Genomic DNA, 19,604 nt, shown 5'->3' with positions numbered 1-19,604 from the left:
CGGTTACTCCTTTTCCTGCTGTTCAGGCTTCAACGTACGAATCAGCCAGATCAGCAAACCGATAATGAAAAATGCGCTTGGGGCCAGCAGGAACAGGCCGTTCGGCAGATACCAGCCGCCGTTCTGTACCGTATCCAGCACCGGAATGCCAAACAGCTTGCCGCTGCCAATAAGTTCGCGCAGGAAACCAACCGTCAACAGGATCACGCCGTAACCCAGGCCGTTGCCAATACCGTCCATAAAGCTCGCCAGCGGTGGCATTTTCATCGCATAGGCTTCAGCACGCCCCATCACGATGCAGTTGGTGATTATCAGGCCGACAAACACCGAAAGCTGCTTCGAGGTTTCATAGGCGAAGGCGCGCAGGAGCTGATCGACCACGATCACCAGCGAGGCGATAATCGCCATCTGCACGATGATCCTCACGCTGTTGGGTATGTGGTGGCGGATCATTGAGATAAACATGCTGGAAAACGCTGTCACCAGCGTTACCGCCAGCGTCATGACCACCGCCGTTTCCAGCTTGGTGGTCACCGCCAGCGCCGAGCACACCCCCAGCACCTGTAGCGTTATCGGGTTATTGGCTAACAGCGGGCCAATCAGCACCTTTTTAACTTCTTTCAGTTCACCCGTATCAGCCATTATTCAGCGCTCCTTCACGTACATTCTTCAGGAAGGGACCAAAGCCCAGTTCACCCATCCAGAAATCAAAGCTGTGCTGCACACCGTTAGAGGTGAGCGTGGCACCGGAAAGGCCATCAACGGCAAATTCATCGCCGGGACGCGCGCCCCCTTTCACCACCTTCAGCGCAGGCTGGCCGTTGTCGTCGAGCACTTTTTTACCAACAAACTGTGCCCGCCAGTTAGGGTTCTCAACTTCGCCTCCCAGCCCTGGTGTTTCGCCCTGATCGTAATAAGTAATGCCTTTCACCGTACGACCATCGGTATCCAGCGCCACAAAGGCGTACATCATTGACCATAAACCGTTGCCATAGATGGGCAACACGATTTCCTGGATGCGCTTTAGCTCGTCACGGACGAGGTAAATCTCCGCGACATTGCTGCGGCGCTTAATGCCTGCCGGATCCTGCGAGGCGTCAAGCGTGGTGCTCATCTGCGGATCTTTTAGCGCCAGCGCCTGGTTGTATTTCGCCGGGTCTTTATCCATTAACTCCCCGGTTTTTAAATCCACCAGCCGTGCGGTAATACGTTCGGCAAACACCGCTGCGACGTCATCCTTCGTCATGCCTTCCTGCATCAGCCCGGCCACGGCCAGGATGTTACGCTGTTTATCCAGCGCTCGTTGCTCCTGCTGTAGCGGTTTTAACCCTACGGCAGAACCGGCCACGACAATGGAACAGACCAGACACAGTACCAGCACCACCAGCAGCGTTTTGCTGATGCTGTCGTTATTTTTGATCTCAGCCACGCGCCTTCCTCCGCTTAATGTTGGCGCGCACGACCAGGTAGTCGAACAGCGGCGCAAACAGATTGGCAAACAGAATGGCCAACATCATCCCTTCCGGATAGGCCGGGTTGACCACGCGAATCAGTACACACATCACCCCAATGAGCGCGCCGTAACACCATTTACCTCTGTCGGTAAACGAAGCCGAGACGGGATCGGTGGCCATGAACATCATGCCAAACGCAAAGCCTCCCAGCACGAGGTGCCAGTACCACGGCATGGAGAACATCGGGTTTGTGTCTGAACCAATGAAGTTGAAAAGCGTGGCGGTGAGTACCATCCCGAGCATGACGCCTGCGACAATGCGCCAGGACGCCACGCGGCCAAAGAGGATGATGGCCCCGCCGATCAAAATCATCAGGGTAGACACTTCACCGATGGAGCCTGGAATATTGCCGATAAACGCATCAAACCAGGTGACAGGCTGTCCGGTTGCATTATTGACCAGCGTTTCGCCGCCGCCAGCCGCCCACTGTGAAAGTGGCGTCGCGCCGGAGAATCCGTCTGCTGCCGTCCACACCAGGTCGCCCGAGATTTGCGCCGGATAAGCAAAGAACAGGAACGCGCGCCCTGCCAGCGCCGGATTGAGGAAGTTGCGTCCGGTCCCGCCGAAGATCTCCTTAGCAATCACCACGCCAAAGCTGATCCCCATCGCCGCCTGCCAGAGCGGCAGCGTTGGCGGAACAATCAGCGCAAACAGAATAGAAGTAACAAAGAAGCCCTCGTTGATCTCATGTTTGCGAATAATAGCGAACAGCACCTCCCAGAAACCGCCCACGATAAAGACAGTCATATAGATGGGGAGGAAGAAGACAGCGCCCAGCGTCATCATGCTGATCCAGCCGGCATCTGCCGCAAAGCTCACCCCCAGCGACTGCGCCAGACGATAGTGCCAGTCAGACTGAATCACCTGCGCCAGCTGCTCTGCATCGTACATATGGTGCAGCGCCGGAATAGTTTGCAACCCAACGTTATACATCCCCCAGAACATGGCCGGGAAGACCGCAAACCAGACCAGAATCATCATTCGCTTGAGGTCGATGGCGTCGCGAACGTGCGCCGCGCCTTTCGTCACCAGACCCGGCGTGTAGAAAATGGTCGTTGTCGCTTCATACAGCGGGTAGTACTTTTTGAGCTTCCCTTCGGTAAAGTGCGGCTCAATTTTTTCAAAGAGGTGTTTTAAGCCCATGGTTATCCTTCCTGCTCAATGCGGGTTAACACCTCGCGCAATACGGGTCCATATTCGTATTTACCTGGACACACGTAGGTACACAGCGCCAGATCTTCTTCGTCCAGCTCCAGACAGCCCAACGCCTGGGCACCGTCGGTATCGCCGGCCAGGAGATCGCGTAGCAGCACGGTGGGCAGAATATCCAGCGGCATCACGCGTTCGTAGTTGCCAATCGGAACCATGGCGCGCTCACCGCCGTTGGTGCTGGTGGAGAAGTTAAACAGCTTACGACGCAGGAAGTGGCCGAGCGTGGTGCGCGTTACCGAGTATTTTTCTGCACCAGGCAGTACCCAGCCGAACAGCTCTTTCTCGCGTCCTTCAAGCACAACGCTCACCTGAAGATGGAAACGACCCAGCCAGGCCATCGGGCCTGTCGCGTGCCTGCCGCTCAGCACCGAACCGGAAATAATACGGTTTTCACCCTCTTTCGTTTCGCCAGCCAACAGCGCCGTCAGGTCTGCCCCAAGCAGCGTGCGAACCAGACGCGGTTGGGTTGCCTGAGGGCCGCCGATGGCAATAATGCGTTCTGCGCACAGCTCACCCGTGGTGAACAGCTTACCGATAGCAATCACGTCCTGATAATTAAGATGCCAGACCTGTTTCGTCAGGCTTACCGGCTCCAGGAAATGAATATGCGTTCCCACCAGCCCGGCCGGATGCGGGCCGGCAAATTCATTAAAGGCTACCTGCCCTTGCGGATGCCCGCCCAGCTTACCGCCGCTGGCCTGACAGACATGCACTTTGCCCGGCGTCAGGCGCGTTAACACGGAGAGGCCGGCATCGAAAGCGTTTCGTTCCGCCAGGATAAGAGGCTGCGGATCTGCGCTGAGCGGGTTGGTGTCGATGGCCGTGACGAAGATAGCGGCCGGCACAGTGCCAGGCACGGGCGTTTTGCTATAGGGGCGCGTGCGAAGCGCCGTCCACAGTCCCGACTCCAGCAGTTGCGTCTGCACCGCGTCGTGGCTGAGGGTGGCAAGATCGGCGGCGTCAAAACGCGCAAATTCGCGTTTCTCATCGCCTTCAATTTGAATAACAACCGATTGCAGGACGCGACGCTCACCACGATGGATGGCGACAACGGTGCCGCTGGCTGGGGCTGTAAACATAACGCCAGGATTTTTTTTATCCTCGAAGAGCGCCTGGCCTTTTATGACGCGATCGCCTTCCTGTACCAGCATCGCAGGACGCATGCCTACGTAATCATCACCTACAATGGCGACATGATGAATACTGGCGCCGGTGGTAACGTGCTGTTCAGGCACGCCAGAGATTGGCAGATCGAGTCCTTTTCTGATTCTAAACATGTGGTTAGCAGGTATCCATGAACAACAATCCAGAGAGGCCGGAGTGTATCATTTTCGGCCCTGCCAGGGGCAGCAAATCCGCCGTCTGGCGCGCCGAAATGCGAGCTATTGCGCAAAGTTCCTGGAGTCAGGACATTATGAATGGGTTATAAAGTAAAACTAATTTGTAAACGCAAAGGTTGGCTCTTGCGAAAATCTCCATCGGTGCTAATGTGAGCGCTCCTGTCCAGATTAGTCTGATTTCGGGTGTCTTTTGCCGTTCTGGCAAGTTGGTCATTGTTTTATCAAGGAACCAGTAGTATGCGTAAAATCGCATTGTTCATTGCGATGCTTCTGATACCGTGCATGTCGTTTGCCGGGCTGCTTGGCAGTAATAGTTCAACGACGCCGGTCAGCAAAGAGTATAAACAGCAGTTGATGGGATCCCCGGTTTATATTCAAATCTTCAAGGAAGAGCGCACACTCGATCTGTTTGTCAAAATGGGCGAGACGTATCAGCTGCTCGATAGCTACAAAATCTGTAACTATTCTGGCGGGCTGGGGCCGAAACAGCGTCAGGGTGACTTCAAAAGTCCGGAAGGGTTTTACAACGTTCAGCGTAACCAGCTAAAACCGGACAGCCGGTTCTATAAAGCGATTAACATCGGTTTCCCCAATGCCTTCGACCGTGCGCACGGTTACGAAGGGAAATACCTGATGATTCACGGTGCCTGCGTGTCAGTCGGTTGTTATGCGATGACGGATTCCGGCATTGATGAAATCTTCCAGTTTGTCACGGGCGCACTGGTCTTCGGCCAGCCGAATGTTCAGGTCAGCATCTACCCGTTCCGTATGACGGAAGCGAACATGGCGCGCCATAAGTACTCTGTTTACACAGATTTCTGGAAACAGCTAAAACCGGGCTATGACTACTTCGAGCAGACCCATAAGCCGCCGGTGGTGTCCATCGTCAATGGCCGTTACGTGGTGAGTAAACCGCTCAGCCATGAAGTGGTTCAGCCGCAGCTGGCGTCAAATTACGCGGTCCCCGAGACAAAATAGCGCCCACTCGCCTGGCATGATCTTTTGCCAGGTTTCGTTGCCGGTCAGCGGCTGCGTTGCAATGACAGTGACCACATCGTTCGGTGTGGTCTCCTTCTGAAAATCAATTTCCACATCCTGATCGAGCAGCGTGGCGACGCCAAACGGCGCACGTCGGGTGATCCAGAACAGATTCGTCGAGCAGAACGCCATCACGTAGCGCCCGTCAGACAGCAGCATATTAAAGACGCCCTTCTCGCGTAACTCAGACGCCAGTGACGCTATGTACTTAAAAACGGCGGTCATGTTGCCGGGCGTACGGGGGTAGCGCTCGGTCAGCTTGTGCAGCAGCCAGCAAAATGCTTTTTCGCTGTCCGTTTCACCGACAGGACGGAAATTGCCGGTTTCCAGCGACTTATAGCCCGAAAGCTGCCCGTTGTGCGCATAGGTCCAGTTACGGCCCCACAGTTCACGGGTAAACGGATGGGTATTTTCCAGCGCCACTTCGCCGCGATTTGCCTGGCGGATATGGGCGATCACCGAACAGGATTTAATAGGATAGTCCTGCACCAGTCTGGCAATGGGTGAGTTAAAGCTGGGTTGTGGATCTTTAAACGTGCGACATCCTTTGCCTTCGTAGAAGGTAATACCCCAGCCGTCTTTATGCGGCCCGGTTCCTCCACCGCGCTGAACCAGCCCGGTAAAACTAAAGCAGATATCGGTTGGCACATTGGCGCTCATCCCGAGCAGTTCGCACATAGATCACCTCCACAACAGCGGGGGGCACCGACGCCCCCCAGCGAAGTCTTACTTAACCATCTCTTTTTCGATCAGTTGGATCAGGATGTGGATCACTTTGATGTGAATTTCCTGAACGCGATCCGCATAACCGAAGTGTGGTACACGGATTTCAATGTCCGCTGTACCGTCCATCTTACCGCCATCTTTCCCGGTAAGGGTGATCACTTTCATGCCCTTCTCACGCGCGGCGGCGATCGCTTTGATCACGTTAGCAGAGTTACCGGACGTGGAGATACCCAGCAGCACGTCGCCTTCACGGCCTACGGCTTCAACGTAGCGGGAAAAGATATGGTCGTAACCGAAGTCGTTGCCTACACAGGAGATGTGGCTCACGTCGGAAATCGCAATCGCCGGGTAGCCCGGACGGTTTTCGCGATAGCGTCCGGTCAGCTCCTCGGCGAAGTGCATGGCGTCACAGTGGGAACCGCCGTTACCGCAGGAGAGCACTTTACCGCCGGCTTTGAAGCTGTCGGCAAGCAGGACCGCCGCGCGCTGAATAGCGTGAATATTGGCATCATCTTTCAGAAAATTCGCCAGCGTTTCCGCCGCTTCGTTCAGTTCGTTACGAATAAGATCCTGGTACATGAGGATAATCCTTCAGTATTGATGAAATAACACAGTGGAGTGTACCGGATAGCAGTAAAAGCGAGAAGCTAAAGCCATGCGAATCGTCCGGCGTTTTGATTTTTTGTGCCGGCTAAAACACGAACAATGTGAACCAAGTTGTAATTATTTTGTAAACACATTGCTAAAGGAAATGACATCAACTACAACCATATCATCACAAGTGGTCAGACCTCCTACAAGCAAGGGAGCTTTTCTTTATGATGATTTTGAGCATTTTCGCAACCGTTGTGCTGCTCGGTGTGTTGTTCTATCACCGTGTCAGTTTATTCCTGAGTAGCCTGATTCTTCTGGCCTGGACGGCTGCACTTGGCGTCGCTGGCCTGTGGAATATCTGGGTCCTTGTTCCCCTGGCCATCATTTTGCTGCCGTTCAACCTGACGCCGATGCGTAAGTCAATGATCTCTGCACCGGTGTTCAGGGGATTCCGTAAAGTGATGCCGCCGATGTCGCGTACAGAGAAAGAAGCGATTGACGCCGGTACGACCTGGTGGGAAGGCGATCTGTTCCAGGGCAACCCCGACTGGAAAAAGCTTCACAACTATCCGCAGCCGCGTCTGACCGCCGAAGAACAAGCCTTTATTGATGGTCCGGTAGAAGAAGCGTGCCGCATGGCAAACGACTTTGCCATCACTCACGAAATGGCCGACCTGCCGCCTGAGCTGTGGGCATACCTGAAAGAGCATCGCTTCTTCGCGATGATCATTAAGAAAGAGTACGGCGGTCTGGAGTTCTCCGCTTACGCTCAGGCTCGGGTGCTGCAAAAACTGGCGGGTGTCTCCGGGATCCTGGCGATCACCGTTGGCGTGCCAAACTCCTTAGGCCCGGGCGAGCTGTTACAGCATTACGGTACAGAAGAGCAGAAAGATCACTACCTGCCGCGTCTGGCGCGTGGTCAGGAAATTCCGTGCTTCGCGCTGACCAGCCCCGAAGCGGGCTCCGATGCCGGCGCAATCCCTGATACCGGCGTGGTTTGCATGGGCGAATGGCAGGGCCAGCAGGTGCTGGGTATGCGCCTGACCTGGAACAAACGTTATATCACCCTCGCACCTATTGCCACGGTGCTGGGCCTGGCGTTCAAACTCTCTGACCCGGAAAAACTGCTGGGCGGTGAAGAAGAGCTGGGTATTACCTGTGCGCTGATCCCAACCTCAACTCCGGGCGTTGAAATTGGTCGCCGTCACTTCCCGCTGAACGTGCCGTTCCAGAACGGTCCTACCCGCGGTCAGGATATCTTTGTTCCGATTGACTACATCATCGGTGGCCCGAAAATGGCCGGGCAGGGCTGGCGTATGCTGGTGGAATGTCTGTCTGTGGGCCGCGGCATTACCCTGCCGTCGAACTCAACAGGCGGTCTGAAATCGGTGGCGATGGGGATTGGGGCTTACGCGCATATCCGCCGTCAGTTCAAAATCTCCATCGGCAAGATGGAAGGTATCGAAGAGCCGCTGGCGCGTATTGCGGGCAATGCCTATGTGATGGACGCCGCAGCCTCGCTGATTACCTACGGCATTATGCTGGGTGAAAAACCCGCCGTGCTGTCAGCGATTGTGAAGTATCACTGTACCCACCGCGCACAGCAGTCAATTATTGATGCAATGGATATCGCAGGCGGTAAAGGTATCATGCTCGGCGAAGGCAACTTCCTGGCGCGCGGCTATCAGGGTGCGCCGATTGCCATCACCGTGGAAGGGGCAAACATCCTGACCCGCAGCATGATGATCTTCGGCCAGGGTGCGATTCGTTGCCATCCGTACGTGCTGGAAGAGATGGCTGCCGCGCAGAATAATGATGTGGATGCCTTCGACAAGCTGCTGTTCAAACATATCGGTCACGTCGGCAGCAACAAGGTGCGCAGCTTCTGGCTGGGCCTGACGCGCGGGCTGACCAGCGCGACGCCAACCGGCGATGCGACCAAACGTTACTACCAGCACCTGAACCGTCTGAGCGCCAACCTGGCTCTGCTGTCTGACGTTTCCATGGCGGTGCTGGGCGGTAGCCTGAAGCGTCGCGAACGCATCTCCGCCCGTCTGGGTGATGTGCTGAGCCAGATCTTCCTGGCCTCTGCGGTGCTGAAACGCTACGACGATGAAGGCCGTCAGGAAGCGGATCTGCCGCTGGTGCACTGGGGCGTTCAGGATGCGATGTATCAGGCCGAACAGGCGATTGACGATCTGCTGGCGAACTTCCCGAACCGCTTCGTAGCGGGTGCCCTGCGCGCGGTGATCTTCCCGACCGGTCGTCATCACCTGGCGCCGTCCGACAAGCTGGATCACAAAGTGGCAAAAATCCTCCAGGTACCAAGCGCAACCCGCTCTCGTATTGGTCGGGGTCAATATCTGGCACCTACCCCGCATAACCCGGTAGGTTTGCTGGAAGAGGCGCTGCTTGACGTGATGGCCGCCGACCCGATTCACCAGAAGATCTGCAAACAGCTGGGCAAAAACCTGCCGTTTACACGACTGGATGAGCTGGCAAAACAGGCGCTGGCAGGTGGCATCATCGACAACAGCGAAGCTGCGATTCTGGTGAAAGCCGAAGAGAGCCGTCTGCGCAGTATTAATGTGGATGATTTCGAACCTGAAGAGCTGGCGACACAGCCGGTAAAGCTGCCAGAGAAGCACCGCAAACCTGAAGCGGCATAAGGCCTTTTGCTCCCACAAACCCCGCCCCGCGCGGGGTTTTTTATTGCCACATTTTCTGGTAATGACGTGCTACAGTGTCAAAAAGTGTTTATTAAGGAGCCTGTATCGTGCCTGGTTTAAAGATTTCTGTTTTGCAGCAACCTTTAGTGTGGATGGACGGCCCCGCCAACCTTCGCCATTTTGATCGCCAGCTGGAAGAGATTACCGGACGCGATGTGATTGTCCTGCCGGAGATGTTTACCACAGGTTTCGCGATGGAGGCAGCAAAACAGTCCATGCCGCAGGACGAGGTGGTGGCCTGGATGCACGCCAGGGCGCAGGAAACAAATGCGCTGATTGCCGGTAGCGTCGCACTCCAGACCGGGCGCGGACCGGTCAACCGCTTCCTGCTGGTTGAGCCGGAAGGAAAAGTCCATTTCTACGATAAGCGCCACCTGTTCCGCATGGCGGACGAACATCAACATTATGAAGCCGGAAGCGAACGCGTGGTATTTGAATGGCGCGGCTGGCGTATTCTGCCGCTGGTCTGCTATGACCTGCGCTTCCCGGTGTGGTCGCGCAACCGCAACGATTATGACCTGGCGTTGTACGTCGCCAACTGGCCCGCCCCACGCTCCCTGCACTGGCAGGCTTTACTGACCGCGCGCGCGATTGAAAATCAGGCTTATGTCGTTGGCTGTAACCGCGTGGGAACGGACGGCAACGGGCATCACTATCGCGGTGACAGCCGGGTGATCAGTCCGCAGGGTGAGATTATTGCCACCGCCGAGCCGCATCAGGCAACACGAATTGACGCTGAGATCTCGTTAACGACGTTAAAGGAGTATCGGGAGAAGTTTCCGGCCTGGCAGGATGCAGATCCGTTTACGATCGGATAAACGCAACCCGCGATGTTACCCTGGCTTATCGCCCTGCGTAACATCAGGGAAAAGCAGAAATGAAAAAGGCCCACGTTATAAATAACGTGGGCCTGAATAGTGGCGGAACGGACGGGACTCGAACCCGCGACCCCCTGCGTGACAGGCAGGTATTCTAACCGACTGAACTACCGCTCCACTGTTCCCGTTTGGGGAACGAGGCGAATATTACGGTTTGCCTCTGAACTCGTCAACGCTTTTTCTTAGGTTTTGAATCGTTTGCTGCAAAATTCACCCAAACGGTGATTTAACAAACGTTTCGGCACATTTTCACGTGCGCCACAGACAGCTTCCGCCCTTCTTCTGCACTAAATCGAGACGAGATTCATGGTTCATCAGTTCTTCATCACTGGCTAAAACAACCCGCAGGCGATTCGCCTGACGCACAATGCGCTGAATTCCCCCTTCATCCCGCGTCTGCTGGGATTCATTTTCCATACTGAATTTCATCGACGTTTGCCCGCCGGTCATGGTCAGGTAGACATCGGCCAGGATCTGGGCATCGAGCAACGCGCCGTGCAGCGTTCGCTTGGTGTTGTCTATCTCATAGCGAGAGCACAGGGCATCAAGGCTGTTACGCTTGCCGGGGAACATCTTCCTTGCCAGCGCCAGGCTATCCGTGACTTTACAGAACGTATTCGTCTTCGGAATATCACGGTTGAGCTTGCTGAACTCATAGTCCATAAAGCCGATATCGAACGACGCGTTATGAATGACAAGTTCCGCACCTCTGATGTAGTCGAGAAATTCATCTGCGACGTCGGCAAAGGTGGGCTTATCCAGCAAAAACTCATCGGCAATTCCGTGAACGCCGAACGCTTCCGGGTCCACCAGCCGATCGGGTTTAAGGTAAACGTGGAAGTTGTTGCCCGTAAGGCGACGGTTCACCACTTCAACGGCACCAATCTCAATGATTTTGTGCCCTTCGTAGTGGGCGCCAATCTGGTTCATACCGGTGGTTTCGGTATCAAGAACAATCTGGCGAGTAATTGCAGTGCTCATAGCGGTCATTTATGTCAGACTTATCGTTTTACTGAACGTTTCAAATACAGGAAGTCTACCAGAGATGCGTAAACAGGTAGAAATTTTCACCGATGGATCTTGTCTCGGTAACCCAGGGCCCGGCGGCTATGGCGCCATTATGCGCTATCGCCAGCATGAAAAAACATTTAGTGAAGGCTATTTCCTGACCACCAACAACCGCATGGAGTTGATGGCGGCCATCGTGGCGCTGGAAGCGTTAAAAGAACATTGTGACGTGGTGCTGAGTACCGACAGCCAGTATGTCCGCCAGGGCATTACCCAATGGATCCACAACTGGAAAAAGCGGGGCTGGAAAACGGCAGAGAAAAAACCCGTCAAGAATGTCGATCTCTGGAAGCGTCTTGATGCCGCCCTCGGTCAGCACGAAATCAAATGGGAGTGGGTAAAGGGGCACGCCGGTCATCCTGAAAACGAACGCTGTGACGAGCTGGCTCGCGCGGCGGCATCCAACCCGACCCATGAGGATACAGGTTATCAACCTGAATCCTGATCACGGTTTTTTGTACTGCCGCGTGGCCCCCACGGTCTGGCGGATCCGCGTTTTTGATTTGCTTTGCTTCATCGGGTTGAGCGTAAGGGGGATCGTCCTCTTACGCGCGACAATAAATTGCATGCAGCCCAGCGCGGGTAAATGGGTGCTTAATAAGACCCCGCCTTTACGCGTCCAGGGGATGACCTGAAAACCCCCGTAGCTTAGCACTTCGAAATTTAACAGTGAAAGCCAGTCCAGCTGGCGCATCATGGTAAACATCCTGCTGTTATAAGGCGGCGTGCGACGCAGAACGGGCGTCAGTTTACGTAGCCCCATCAGACTCAGCGGATTAAAACCGCTCAGGATCAGCCAGCCGTCATCAATCAAAACGCGGTCGGCTTCCCGCAGCAGACGATGGGGATCGCTGCACCAGGGCAGCGTGTGGGCGAGCAGACAGGCATCAATGGATTTTTCCGCAAACGGCAAATGCAGCGGATCCGCTTTCACCTGAACCGGGGAGCCATTAAGCGATACGCTAACCTGATGCGAGATAGCGCAGCTTTCGGTATTGATTTCTGCGCTCAGATTGCCAATCTTAAGTAGGTGAAAACCATACATTTTCGCGAGCCAGGGTTTAAGCTGAAGTTCTAAGGCCTCGCGATAATATTCACCCCAGGGCAACTCTGCCCAACGTTCCGGTGGTGCGACAGTCTGAGGTATCCTTGCCGGTTTCATCAAAACACCCGCCACGCTATAAGAGGTAATGCATGAATCTTATCAGTATTTCCGCCTTTCAGGACAATTACATCTGGGTTTTAGTCGACGACGATCGCAGATGCATCATTGTTGATCCAGGCGAATCCGCACCGATCCTGCACGCGATTAAAGAAAACGGCTGGCAGCCGGAGGCGATCCTCCTTACCCATCACCATCACGATCATGTCGGCGGTGTTCCCGATCTCCTTGCGCGCTATCCCCATCTACCCGTCTACGGACCAGCAGAGACACAGGATAAGGGTACAACGCAAGTTGTCGAAGAAGGCGAAAGTATCCTCATCCTCGGGTGGGAGTTTTCCGTATTTGCTACGCCAGGTCACACTTCCGGGCATCTCTGTTTCTACAGCAAACCTTATCTATTTTGTGGCGACACGCTGTTTTCTGGCGGCTGTGGAAGGCTGTTTGAAGGCACGCCAGAACAGATGTATCAATCTTTACAAAAAATTAATGCACTGCCAGCCGACACCGTAATTTGTTGCGCACATGAGTATACATTAGGGAATATGAAGTTTGCTGCAAGCGTGCTGCCTGAGGATCGGGCGATTCAGGATTATTACCAGAAAGTGAAGGAGTTACGTGCAAAAAACCAAAAAACACTCCCCGTAATTCTGAAAAATGAGCGACAAATAAATTTATTTTTAAGAACTGATGATGTTGATTTAATTAATAAAATTAATCAAGAAACAAATTTGTTACAACCTGAAGCGCGATTTGCATGGTTAAGGTCAAAGAAAGATAACTTCAGATAATTGCGGGTTGCCTTTTCAAAATTTCGCCGTTATCATCGCTCGTCTTTTAAGCAACTATTGACACACACATGAAGGCAAAAGCGATATTACTCGCCTCTGTCCTGCTTGTAGGTTGCCAGTCACAAAACGGCAGCAACGTACAACAGCACGCACAGAGCCTTTCTGCGGCTGGTCAAGGGGAAGCAGGGAAGTTTACGAGTCAGGCGCGATGGTTGGACGATGGGACATCCTTCGCGCAGGAACAAGACTTGTGGGCCTCTATTGGCGACGAGCTAAAGATGGGAATTCCGGAAAACAGCCGGATTCGCGAACAGAAACAGAAGTATTTGAGAAATAAGAGCTATCTCCACGATGTAACATTACGGGCAGAGCCGTATATGTACTGGATAGCCGGGCAAGTTAAGAAACGTAACATGCCTATGGAACTGGTACTACTACCCATAGTGGAGAGCGCTTTTGACCCGCACGCGACGTCTGGCGCCAATGCAGCAGGCATCTGGCAGATCATTCCGAGCACAGGGCGAAATTATGGTTTAAAGCAGACCCGCAACTACGATGCGCGTCGTGATGTTGTCGCTTCAACGACAGCCGCTCTCGACATGATGCAACGTCTGAACAAGATGTTTGACGGCGACTGGTTATTGACCGTCGCGGCGTATAACAGTGGTGAAGGTCGTGTACTGAAGGCAATGAAAGCGAATAAAGCGCGTGGAAAACCCACAGACTTCTGGTCGCTCTCACTGCCACAGGAAACAAAGATTTACGTACCGAAAATGCTGGCACTGGGCGATATTCTCAAGAACAGCAAACGTTACGGTGTACAACTGCCAACACCAGACGAAAGTCGTGCACTGGCGCGTGTCCGCCTCAGCAGCCCGGTTGATATTCAACAGGTTGCCGATATGACGGGTATGTCGGTAAGTAAGCTTAAAACCTTTAATGCAGGTGTTAAAGGCTCCACGCTGGGCGCTAGTGGCCCTGGCTATGTGATGGTTCCGCAGAAACATGCGGAACAGTTACGAGAGTCTTTGGCTTCGGGTGAAATTGCAGCCGTTCAGTCCACGCTGATCGCTGATACGTCGCCTGTAAGTAGCCGCAGCTATAAGGTGCGTTCAGGTGATACGCTTTCAGGTATTGCATCACGTCTTGGCGTGAATGCGAAAGATCTCCAGCAGTGGAATAATCTGCGCGGATCTGGTCTGAAAGTGGGTCAAACGCTGACCGTAGGTGCAGGTAGCAGCGCACAGCGTCTCGCTAAAAACAGCGATAGCATTACCTATCGCGTACGTAAAGGCGACTCGCTGTCCAGTATTGCTAAGCGTCACGGCGTAAACATCAAAGATGTGATGCGCTGGAACAACGATACTGACAACCTGCAACCTGGCGACCAGCTGACGTTGTTTGTGAAAAACAGCGCCACGCCAGATTCCTGATAGTACGATCGCTTGTTAAAAAGGCACCGATTCCCCTCGGTGCCTTTTTTATTTATCCCGCTTTTTGCGCTTCAGCCATAATGGTGTCGCTGGTAAACGAACCATCATCATGCAGTTCAAAGTACGCCTTCACGTCAGCAGAGGCGCTCTCCTGATACAATCGGATCGCCTGAGTCAATGCCTCGGGTGTGCGCATCCGTGCAATCCATGATGTGAACTCCAGCGGCAAACGGTCGGTTATCAATGAGCGTGAAATCAAGCCGGCTTCGGTGATAAACGTAAGCCACTCTCCACTGGAGTAGTTTTGCACGTGCGAGGTATCACGCAGCGCTTCAACCGTCTGGAGCCAGATATTTCGTACTGGATGTCCGGGAGACATCACGTCCATGATGATGAAGATTCCGCCCGGTTTGAGCACGCGTTTCACTTCCCGTAATGCCTGCCCCACATCATGCCAGTGGTGTGCAGAGTAACGGCTAATCACAACCTCAAACGACGCATCCTCAAAGGGTAAAGATTCAGCGTAGCCCTGGCGCGTCGTGACGTTATTCAGCCCTTTCGCTTTCGCCGCTTCAGCAACCACATCCAGCATCTGGCTCGATAAGTCATATGCCGTCACCTGAGCAACCTGCTGTGCGGCGGTAAAACTGGCGTGCCCCGCCCCGCAGCCTAAGTCCAGCACGTGCGCGTCAGGAAACGCGGCGAGCCGTTCGCCGAGACGTACCAGATCGCGGCCAGAGGCGTGCACGGCGCTGCTCAGGTAGGCACTTGCCTGAGAACCAAACTGTTTTTCGACGTTGTCATGATGGGAGTGTGTTGTTGTCATGTTGCTGTCCTTTTATGGGTTAAAAAATAAAGGGCAGCACCCGCACAGGCCTGCCCCACGGCAGACCTGACGCACCATTATTTATCAGGTTTGCCGGGACTGAATTCAACTAGTAGAGGATTATGATCGGAGGCGCGCGTCACCAGAACGGAGGCGTCGTGCACGCTTAAACCCCGATAGAAGACAAAATCGAGAGGACGACCAAACGCTTTCTTGCGCTGGTCATCGTTAAAACGAACTTCACGCAGCGACATTTCACGCGCGAAGCGGTACAACGCGTTCATACGTGGACGGCTCCAGGCATTGAAGTCCCCGGCCATAATGATCGGCCCACTGTGATGAGCAATCTGATCGCCAATGGGTAGTAACTGCTTACTGTACACATCAACACCCAGGCTGAAGTTCACCGCATGAATGTTTACCACCATCAGCAGACGGGTGTCGGGCAACGGATAGACCGTGACCAGCGCCGATTTTGCCAGACGCAGGATTGGCTCACGTTCACGCAGCGGGCAGCAATAGACCGGATGTGCGGCTGAAAGGGTCATCACCCCAGAAGGATGCTGTGGCAGAACAAAGGCAGGCACCTGATCGGCTGCAAGATAGTTTGTCGTTGCAAACCTGACCAGCTCAGGCGTGGTTTGCGCCTCCTGTAACAGAACCAGATGCGCATCTTTACCAAAATTTTTAAGTACGGATAACCACTCCGCACGCTGTTGTTTAAAGATGTTCCACACCAGTACGCGAATTTTTTCGTCACTGCTTAATGGCGTGCCCGCCGGTAATGCCTGACCCAGGCTCGCAAACGACCCCGGAGGCAAGATCCTCTCCGCGGGCATTCCGGCAACATAACGCATGGCATAGGTATTTTTTCGCACTTTTGGAAACGACCTCTGTAACATGAACCAGCCCGGAAAACGGACTGGTTCTAATGTTATAGGGATTTTAGGTCACACTTTCAACGCAATTACTGAGAAACCGCTTTCCAGTTTTGTAAGCAAGCACTTACTGATACTTATCCAAGCGCTATACGAGCGGGTTTATCAAGCCGTCCACTCAGACCAATAAGCAGGAAAGCGACAAGCACAATTACCGCACCAATCCATGGCGTTTGGGTTAATCCAACGTGTTCAACCGTCTGCCCGCCGATAACCGATCCGAGTGCGATACCGATATTGAATGCGGCGATATTCAGGCCGGATGCGACATCCACCGCATTGGGCGTATAGCGTTCGGCTTTCTGTACAACATAGACCTGCAATCCCGGTACGTTACCAAACGCGAATATTCCCATAACCAACACAGTTACCAGCGCTGCGTATTGTATCGACGCGGTGAACTGGAAAATCATCAGCAGGACAACCAGCGCGGCGAAGATAAATTTTAGCGCCGGTACCGCACCATGCTTATCTGCAAGCTTGCCGCCCCAGATATTGCCGATTGCGACGGAGATACCGTAGCCCAGTAAAATCCAGCTCACTGCGCCCGGAGAAAAACCAGCCAGTTCCTGCATCATCGGTGCAAGGAAAGTGAACGCAGTGAACACACCTCCATAACCCAGAGCCGTAACGGCATAGATCAGCAGCAGGCGCGGGTGTGTCAGAACCTTAACCTGATCGCTCAGGCTGGCGCTCGCGCGCCCCGGAATACTGGAGGGCGCCAGCAGCAGGCTGGCTACCAGAGCAATCACGCCCAACAGCGATACCGCAAGGAAGGTTTCTCGCCAGCCAAAATGTTGCCCAATAAACGTTCCTAACGGCACGCCGGTGACCAGCGCGACGGTTAAGCCGCCAAACATAATCGCAATGGCTGACGCCGCTTTCTCTTTTGGCACCAGGCTGGTTGCAATCGTGGAGCCGATGGAGAAGAAGACACCGTGTGCGAGGCCAGTCAGCAAACGGGCAATGACCAGAGTGGTGTAGTCCGGAGCCTGCCACGCCAGAATATTGCCGGCGGTGAAGAGCACCATCAGGGCAACTAACAGTTGTTTACGTGGAAAGCGTCCAGTCAGTGCGGTCAGCACAGGCGCCCCAACAGCGACGCCTAACGCGTAAATAGATACCAGCAGCCCGGCAGAAGGCAGCGAAATGGCGAGTTGTTCAGCAATAGTGGGAACAAGTCCTACAATAACAAATTCGGTCGTGCCAATTGCGAAGGCACTGATCGTCAGGGCAAGAAGCGCCAGTGGCATAAATACTCCGTCTCTTCAGGATTAAGATGACAGGCAGTATGCGCCAGTGTTTAAATAACAAAAATGGTTAGAATCTCAATAGAATTTTGCGGATGATGCAATAATGAAAGCCACATCGGAAGAACTGACTATCTTTGTTGCCGTTGTTGAAAGCGGCAGCTTCAGCCGTGCGGCCGAACAGCTCGGGCAGGCGAACTCCGCCATCAGCCGCTCGGTGAAAAAGCTGGAGATGAAGCTCGGGGTAAGTCTGCTCAACAGAACAACGCGGCAGCTCAGCCTGACGGAAGAAGGTGAACGTTATTTTCGCCGCGTACAATCCGTTTTGCAGGAGATGGCGGCAGCTGAGACGGAAATAATGGAGTCGCGTAGCACTCCGCGTGGATTGCTACGCATTGATGCGGCGACGCCGGTCGTGCTTCATTTTCTGATGCCGTTAATCAAGCCATTCCGGGAACGTTATCCGGAGATGACTCTGTCCCTGGTCTCTTCAGAGACGTTTATTAACCTGATTGAGCGTAAAGTTGATGTGGCGATCCGCGCGGGAACCCTGACGGATTCAAGTTTACGCGCTCGCCCACTGTTCACCAGCTACCGCAAAATTATCGCGTCACCGCAATATATTGCAGAGCATGGCAAACCGGAGACCGTTGAGGAGCTGAAGCAGCACCTGTGCCTGGGCTTTACGGAACCTGTCTCGCTGAACACCTGGCCCGTGGCCTGTCATGACGGACAACTTCATGAGATCACTTGCGGACTTTCGTCTAATAGCGGAGAAACGCTGAAACAGCTTTGTCTTGAAGGAAATGGGATCGCCTGTTTATCAGACTATATGATTGATAAGGAAATAGCTGCGGGTCAGCTTGTAGAACTGATGGCTGACAAACGCTTACCTGTAGAGATGCCTTTTAGCGCAGTGTATTACAGTGACAGAGCGGTAAGTACGCGCATACGCGCTTTTATCGACTTCCTTAGCGAACATATAAAAACAGCTCCCGGAGGAGCTGTGTGAGGGTTTAAGGGTACAGAGGAAGGGCTTTTATTAATCCCAGTCTGGTGCTAACCCTTCCGGGCTGACCAGACGATCGTTGCATTCCAGTGCAGCGATCGCGTTTTTATCTTCATCATCAAGCTGGAGATCCCGCGCTAACAGGTTACTTGCCAGGTTTTCACGTTTGGTTGAAGACGGGATCACGGCATAGCCCTCACCCATCGCCCATGCCAGGATCACCTGTGCGGCTGTCGCATTGTGTTTTTCAGCGATGCGTGCAATCACTTCATCTTTCAGCGCCTTACCATATGCCAGCGTCATGTACGAGGTGATGTGAATACCATGCTGTTTCGCCCATTCCACGACTTTGTGGTTTTGCAGGTAAGGAGAGAGTTCAATCTGGTTGGTGGCAATATTTTCTTTACCCACTGCGGCAATGGCCCTTTCCATCAACGGGATGGTGAAGTTAGAGATGCCAATTTTACGCGTTAAGCCCTGCTCTTTCGCTTCCAGCAGCGCCTGCATGAACTCCTCCACAGAGACGGCATCGTCAGGTGATGGCCAGTGGATCAGCGTCAGATCAACATAGTCAGTACGCAGCTTTTTCAGACTTTCCTTCAGGCTTGGGATCAGCTTGTTTTGGCCGAGATTCTCAATCCAGATTTTAGTGGTGATGAAAAGTTCGTCGCGCGGTACGCCACTCTCTTCGATAGCCTGGCCTACGGCAGCTTCGTTATCATAAATCTGCGCCGTATCAATAGCACGATAGCCCAACTCAAGTGCGGATTTAACAGATGCGATAACAACGTCGTCTTTCAGGCGGAAAGTACCCAGACCCAGTGCAGGGATAGTCATATGATTCCTCAATCGTTATGTTCGTAAACTGAGGAGAATTATCGCTGTAGTTGTTATGCCGAAAAAGATCGTAAAACGCAGAGGATTTTTGTTAATTTCGCAACAATCAAACGACAGATAAGAAAAAAGCCCTGAGCGTTAGCTCAGGGCTTTTAATAAGTGGCGGAACGGACGGGACTCGAACCCGCGACCCCCTGCGTGACAGGCAGGTATTCTAACCGACTGAACTACCGCTCCACCGAATACTTCTGTAACCACC

The 19,604-nt window shown here is 53.6% G+C and carries 19 protein-coding genes and 2 tRNA genes; 7 read left to right on the top strand and 14 right to left on the bottom strand.

Translation table 11 applies throughout. The features are described 5' to 3' along the window. Positions 1-3: 3 nt before the first annotated feature. From ACOTY5_RS00105 to ACOTY5_RS00090, 4 genes are read right to left on the bottom strand one after another with little or no spacing between them, the layout of a single operon-like run. Entirely contained in the window at positions 4-642 is a 639-nt protein-coding gene (locus ACOTY5_RS00105) for an NADH:ubiquinone reductase (Na(+)-transporting) subunit D (protein ID WP_003863219.1), read from the bottom strand. Beyond that, positions 635-1,429, bottom strand: coding sequence for a Na(+)-translocating NADH-quinone reductase subunit C (locus ACOTY5_RS00100; RefSeq protein ID WP_062933932.1), 795 nt, complete (start codon positions 1,427-1,429; stop codon positions 635-637). The genes ACOTY5_RS00105 and ACOTY5_RS00100 overlap by 8 nt, the downstream gene beginning before the upstream one ends. Beyond that, the gene (locus ACOTY5_RS00095) at positions 1,422-2,657 is read right to left on the bottom strand and encodes an NADH:ubiquinone reductase (Na(+)-transporting) subunit B (protein WP_022647143.1); all 1,236 of its coding nucleotides are present in this window, start codon (positions 2,655-2,657) and stop codon (positions 1,422-1,424) included. The genes ACOTY5_RS00100 and ACOTY5_RS00095 overlap by 8 nt, the downstream gene beginning before the upstream one ends. Before the next feature lie 2 nt (positions 2,658-2,659). After that, the gene (locus tag ACOTY5_RS00090) at positions 2,660-4,003 is read right to left on the bottom strand and encodes a Na(+)-translocating NADH-quinone reductase subunit A (protein ID WP_045142007.1); all 1,344 of its coding nucleotides are present in this window, start codon (positions 4,001-4,003) and stop codon (positions 2,660-2,662) included. A 300-nt stretch (positions 4,004-4,303) separates the two neighbouring features. On the opposite strand from ACOTY5_RS00090, the gene dpaA reads away from it, so the two are divergent. Beyond that, positions 4,304-5,044, top strand: coding sequence for a peptidoglycan meso-diaminopimelic acid protein amidase (gene dpaA / locus ACOTY5_RS00085; protein ID WP_045142006.1), 741 nt, complete (start codon positions 4,304-4,306; stop codon positions 5,042-5,044). On the opposite strand, the gene ACOTY5_RS00080 is transcribed toward dpaA, so the two are convergent. Together ACOTY5_RS00080 and lpcA are read right to left on the bottom strand one after the other, a co-directional pair. Continuing rightward, positions 5,015-5,782 (bottom strand): class II glutamine amidotransferase, encoded by a 768-nt coding sequence (locus tag ACOTY5_RS00080; RefSeq protein ID WP_017383120.1) that lies wholly within the window; start codon positions 5,780-5,782, stop codon positions 5,015-5,017. The two genes, dpaA and ACOTY5_RS00080, sit on opposite strands and share 30 nt — an antisense overlap. 48 nt (positions 5,783-5,830) lie before the next feature. Continuing rightward, on the bottom strand, positions 5,831-6,409 hold the full coding sequence (gene lpcA, locus ACOTY5_RS00075; RefSeq protein ID WP_003863232.1) for a D-sedoheptulose 7-phosphate isomerase: 579 nt from the start codon (positions 6,407-6,409) through the stop codon (positions 5,831-5,833). Between the two features lie 239 nt (positions 6,410-6,648). Here lpcA and fadE point away from each other — a divergent pair, with 239 nt between their 5' ends. Both fadE and ACOTY5_RS00065 read left to right on the top strand, forming a co-directional pair. Continuing rightward, a complete protein-coding gene (gene fadE, locus ACOTY5_RS00070) occupies positions 6,649-9,093 on the top strand; it encodes an acyl-CoA dehydrogenase FadE (RefSeq protein WP_015571378.1) in 2,445 nt (814 codons plus the stop codon). Positions 9,094-9,200: 107 nt separating this feature from the next. Further along, positions 9,201-9,971, top strand: a complete 771-nt coding sequence (locus ACOTY5_RS00065; protein WP_045142005.1) for an amidohydrolase — start codon at positions 9,201-9,203, stop codon at positions 9,969-9,971. Positions 9,972-10,071: 100 nt separating this feature from the next. Here ACOTY5_RS00065 and ACOTY5_RS00060 read toward each other — a convergent pair. Next, positions 10,072-10,148, bottom strand: a tRNA-Asp gene (locus ACOTY5_RS00060). A gap of 132 nt (positions 10,149-10,280) precedes the next feature. After that, on the bottom strand, positions 10,281-11,012 hold the full coding sequence (gene dnaQ, locus ACOTY5_RS00055; protein ID WP_003863237.1) for a DNA polymerase III subunit epsilon: 732 nt from the start codon (positions 11,010-11,012) through the stop codon (positions 10,281-10,283). Between dnaQ and rnhA the strand changes: the two genes are divergently transcribed. Next, positions 10,966-11,544, top strand: coding sequence for a ribonuclease HI (rnhA, locus tag ACOTY5_RS00050; protein WP_161799327.1), 579 nt, complete (start codon positions 10,966-10,968; stop codon positions 11,542-11,544). The two genes, dnaQ and rnhA, sit on opposite strands and share 47 nt — an antisense overlap. On the opposite strand, the gene ACOTY5_RS00045 is transcribed toward rnhA, so the two are convergent. Further along, a complete protein-coding gene (locus ACOTY5_RS00045) occupies positions 11,545-12,261 on the bottom strand; it encodes a class I SAM-dependent methyltransferase (RefSeq protein WP_017383714.1) in 717 nt (238 codons plus the stop codon). Positions 12,262-12,293: 32 nt separating this feature from the next. Here ACOTY5_RS00045 and gloB point away from each other — a divergent pair, with 32 nt between their 5' ends. Both gloB and mltD read left to right on the top strand, forming a co-directional pair. Continuing rightward, a complete protein-coding gene (gloB, locus tag ACOTY5_RS00040) occupies positions 12,294-13,052 on the top strand; it encodes a hydroxyacylglutathione hydrolase (RefSeq protein WP_032102816.1) in 759 nt (252 codons plus the stop codon). Positions 13,053-13,120: 68 nt separating this feature from the next. Then, the gene (mltD, locus tag ACOTY5_RS00035) at positions 13,121-14,485 is read left to right on the top strand and encodes a murein transglycosylase D (protein WP_023295957.1); all 1,365 of its coding nucleotides are present in this window, start codon (positions 13,121-13,123) and stop codon (positions 14,483-14,485) included. A gap of 52 nt (positions 14,486-14,537) precedes the next feature. On the opposite strand, the gene ACOTY5_RS00030 is transcribed toward mltD, so the two are convergent. The 3 genes from ACOTY5_RS00030 to ACOTY5_RS00020 all read right to left on the bottom strand — a co-directional run bounded on the left by ACOTY5_RS00030 (position 14,538) and on the right by ACOTY5_RS00020 (position 17,502). Beyond that, a complete protein-coding gene (locus tag ACOTY5_RS00030; protein ID WP_015571390.1) occupies positions 14,538-15,311 on the bottom strand; it encodes a class I SAM-dependent methyltransferase in 774 nt (257 codons plus the stop codon). A 77-nt stretch (positions 15,312-15,388) separates the two neighbouring features. Further along, positions 15,389-16,189, bottom strand: a complete 801-nt coding sequence (locus ACOTY5_RS00025; RefSeq protein ID WP_026080641.1) for an endonuclease/exonuclease/phosphatase family protein — start codon at positions 16,187-16,189, stop codon at positions 15,389-15,391. A gap of 137 nt (positions 16,190-16,326) precedes the next feature. Further along, positions 16,327-17,502, bottom strand: a complete 1,176-nt coding sequence (locus tag ACOTY5_RS00020; protein ID WP_045142003.1) for an MFS transporter — start codon at positions 17,500-17,502, stop codon at positions 16,327-16,329. Positions 17,503-17,605: 103 nt separating this feature from the next. On the opposite strand from ACOTY5_RS00020, the gene yafC reads away from it, so the two are divergent. Further along, complete coding sequence (gene yafC / locus ACOTY5_RS00015) at positions 17,606-18,511, top strand: DNA-binding transcriptional regulator YafC (RefSeq protein WP_015571393.1); 906 nt, start codon at positions 17,606-17,608, stop codon at positions 18,509-18,511. A gap of 30 nt (positions 18,512-18,541) precedes the next feature. Here the strand turns inward: yafC and dkgB are convergent, their stop codons facing one another. Both dkgB and ACOTY5_RS00005 read right to left on the bottom strand, forming a co-directional pair. After that, positions 18,542-19,345, bottom strand: a complete 804-nt coding sequence (dkgB, locus tag ACOTY5_RS00010; RefSeq protein ID WP_045142002.1) for a 2,5-didehydrogluconate reductase DkgB — start codon at positions 19,343-19,345, stop codon at positions 18,542-18,544. A 160-nt stretch (positions 19,346-19,505) separates the two neighbouring features. Further along, positions 19,506-19,582 (bottom strand) — tRNA-Asp (locus tag ACOTY5_RS00005). Positions 19,583-19,604 lie beyond the last annotated feature (22 nt).

It is taken from the genome of Enterobacter cloacae complex sp. SHL018 (assembly GCF_049237905.1).
GTDB classification, from domain to species: domain Bacteria; phylum Pseudomonadota; class Gammaproteobacteria; order Enterobacterales; family Enterobacteriaceae; genus Enterobacter; species Enterobacter hormaechei_C.
This window is presented reverse-complemented; position numbering and strand designations above follow the sequence as displayed.

Bases quoted from the DNA above. Each gene is read 5' to 3' on its own strand.
- ACOTY5_RS00105 (WP_003863219.1), bottom strand. From the start codon at position 642: ATGGCTGATACGGGTGAACTGAAAGAAGTTAAAAAGGTGCTGATTGGC.
- dkgB (WP_045142002.1), bottom strand. From the start codon at position 19,345: ATGACTATCCCTGCACTGGGTCTGGGTACTTTCCGCCTGAAAGACGAC.
- ACOTY5_RS00090 (WP_045142007.1), bottom strand. From the start codon at position 4,003: ATGTTTAGAATCAGAAAAGGACTCGATCTGCCAATCTCTGGCGTGCCT.
- lpcA (WP_003863232.1), bottom strand. From the start codon at position 6,409: ATGTACCAGGATCTTATTCGTAACGAACTGAACGAAGCGGCGGAAACG.
- fadE (WP_015571378.1), top strand. From the start codon at position 6,649: ATGATGATTTTGAGCATTTTCGCAACCGTTGTGCTGCTCGGTGTGTTG.
- dpaA (WP_045142006.1), top strand. From the start codon at position 4,304: ATGCGTAAAATCGCATTGTTCATTGCGATGCTTCTGATACCGTGCATG.
- ACOTY5_RS00045 (WP_017383714.1), bottom strand. From the start codon at position 12,261: ATGAAACCGGCAAGGATACCTCAGACTGTCGCACCACCGGAACGTTGG.
- gloB (WP_032102816.1), top strand. From the start codon at position 12,294: ATGAATCTTATCAGTATTTCCGCCTTTCAGGACAATTACATCTGGGTT.
- ACOTY5_RS00030 (WP_015571390.1), bottom strand. From the start codon at position 15,311: ATGACAACAACACACTCCCATCATGACAACGTCGAAAAACAGTTTGGT.
- yafC (WP_015571393.1), top strand. From the start codon at position 17,606: ATGAAAGCCACATCGGAAGAACTGACTATCTTTGTTGCCGTTGTTGAA.
- dnaQ (WP_003863237.1), bottom strand. From the start codon at position 11,012: ATGAGCACTGCAATTACTCGCCAGATTGTTCTTGATACCGAAACCACC.
- mltD (WP_023295957.1), top strand. From the start codon at position 13,121: ATGAAGGCAAAAGCGATATTACTCGCCTCTGTCCTGCTTGTAGGTTGC.
- ACOTY5_RS00095 (WP_022647143.1), bottom strand. From the start codon at position 2,657: ATGGGCTTAAAACACCTCTTTGAAAAAATTGAGCCGCACTTTACCGAA.
- ACOTY5_RS00020 (WP_045142003.1), bottom strand. From the start codon at position 17,502: ATGCCACTGGCGCTTCTTGCCCTGACGATCAGTGCCTTCGCAATTGGC.
- ACOTY5_RS00080 (WP_017383120.1), bottom strand. From the start codon at position 5,782: ATGTGCGAACTGCTCGGGATGAGCGCCAATGTGCCAACCGATATCTGC.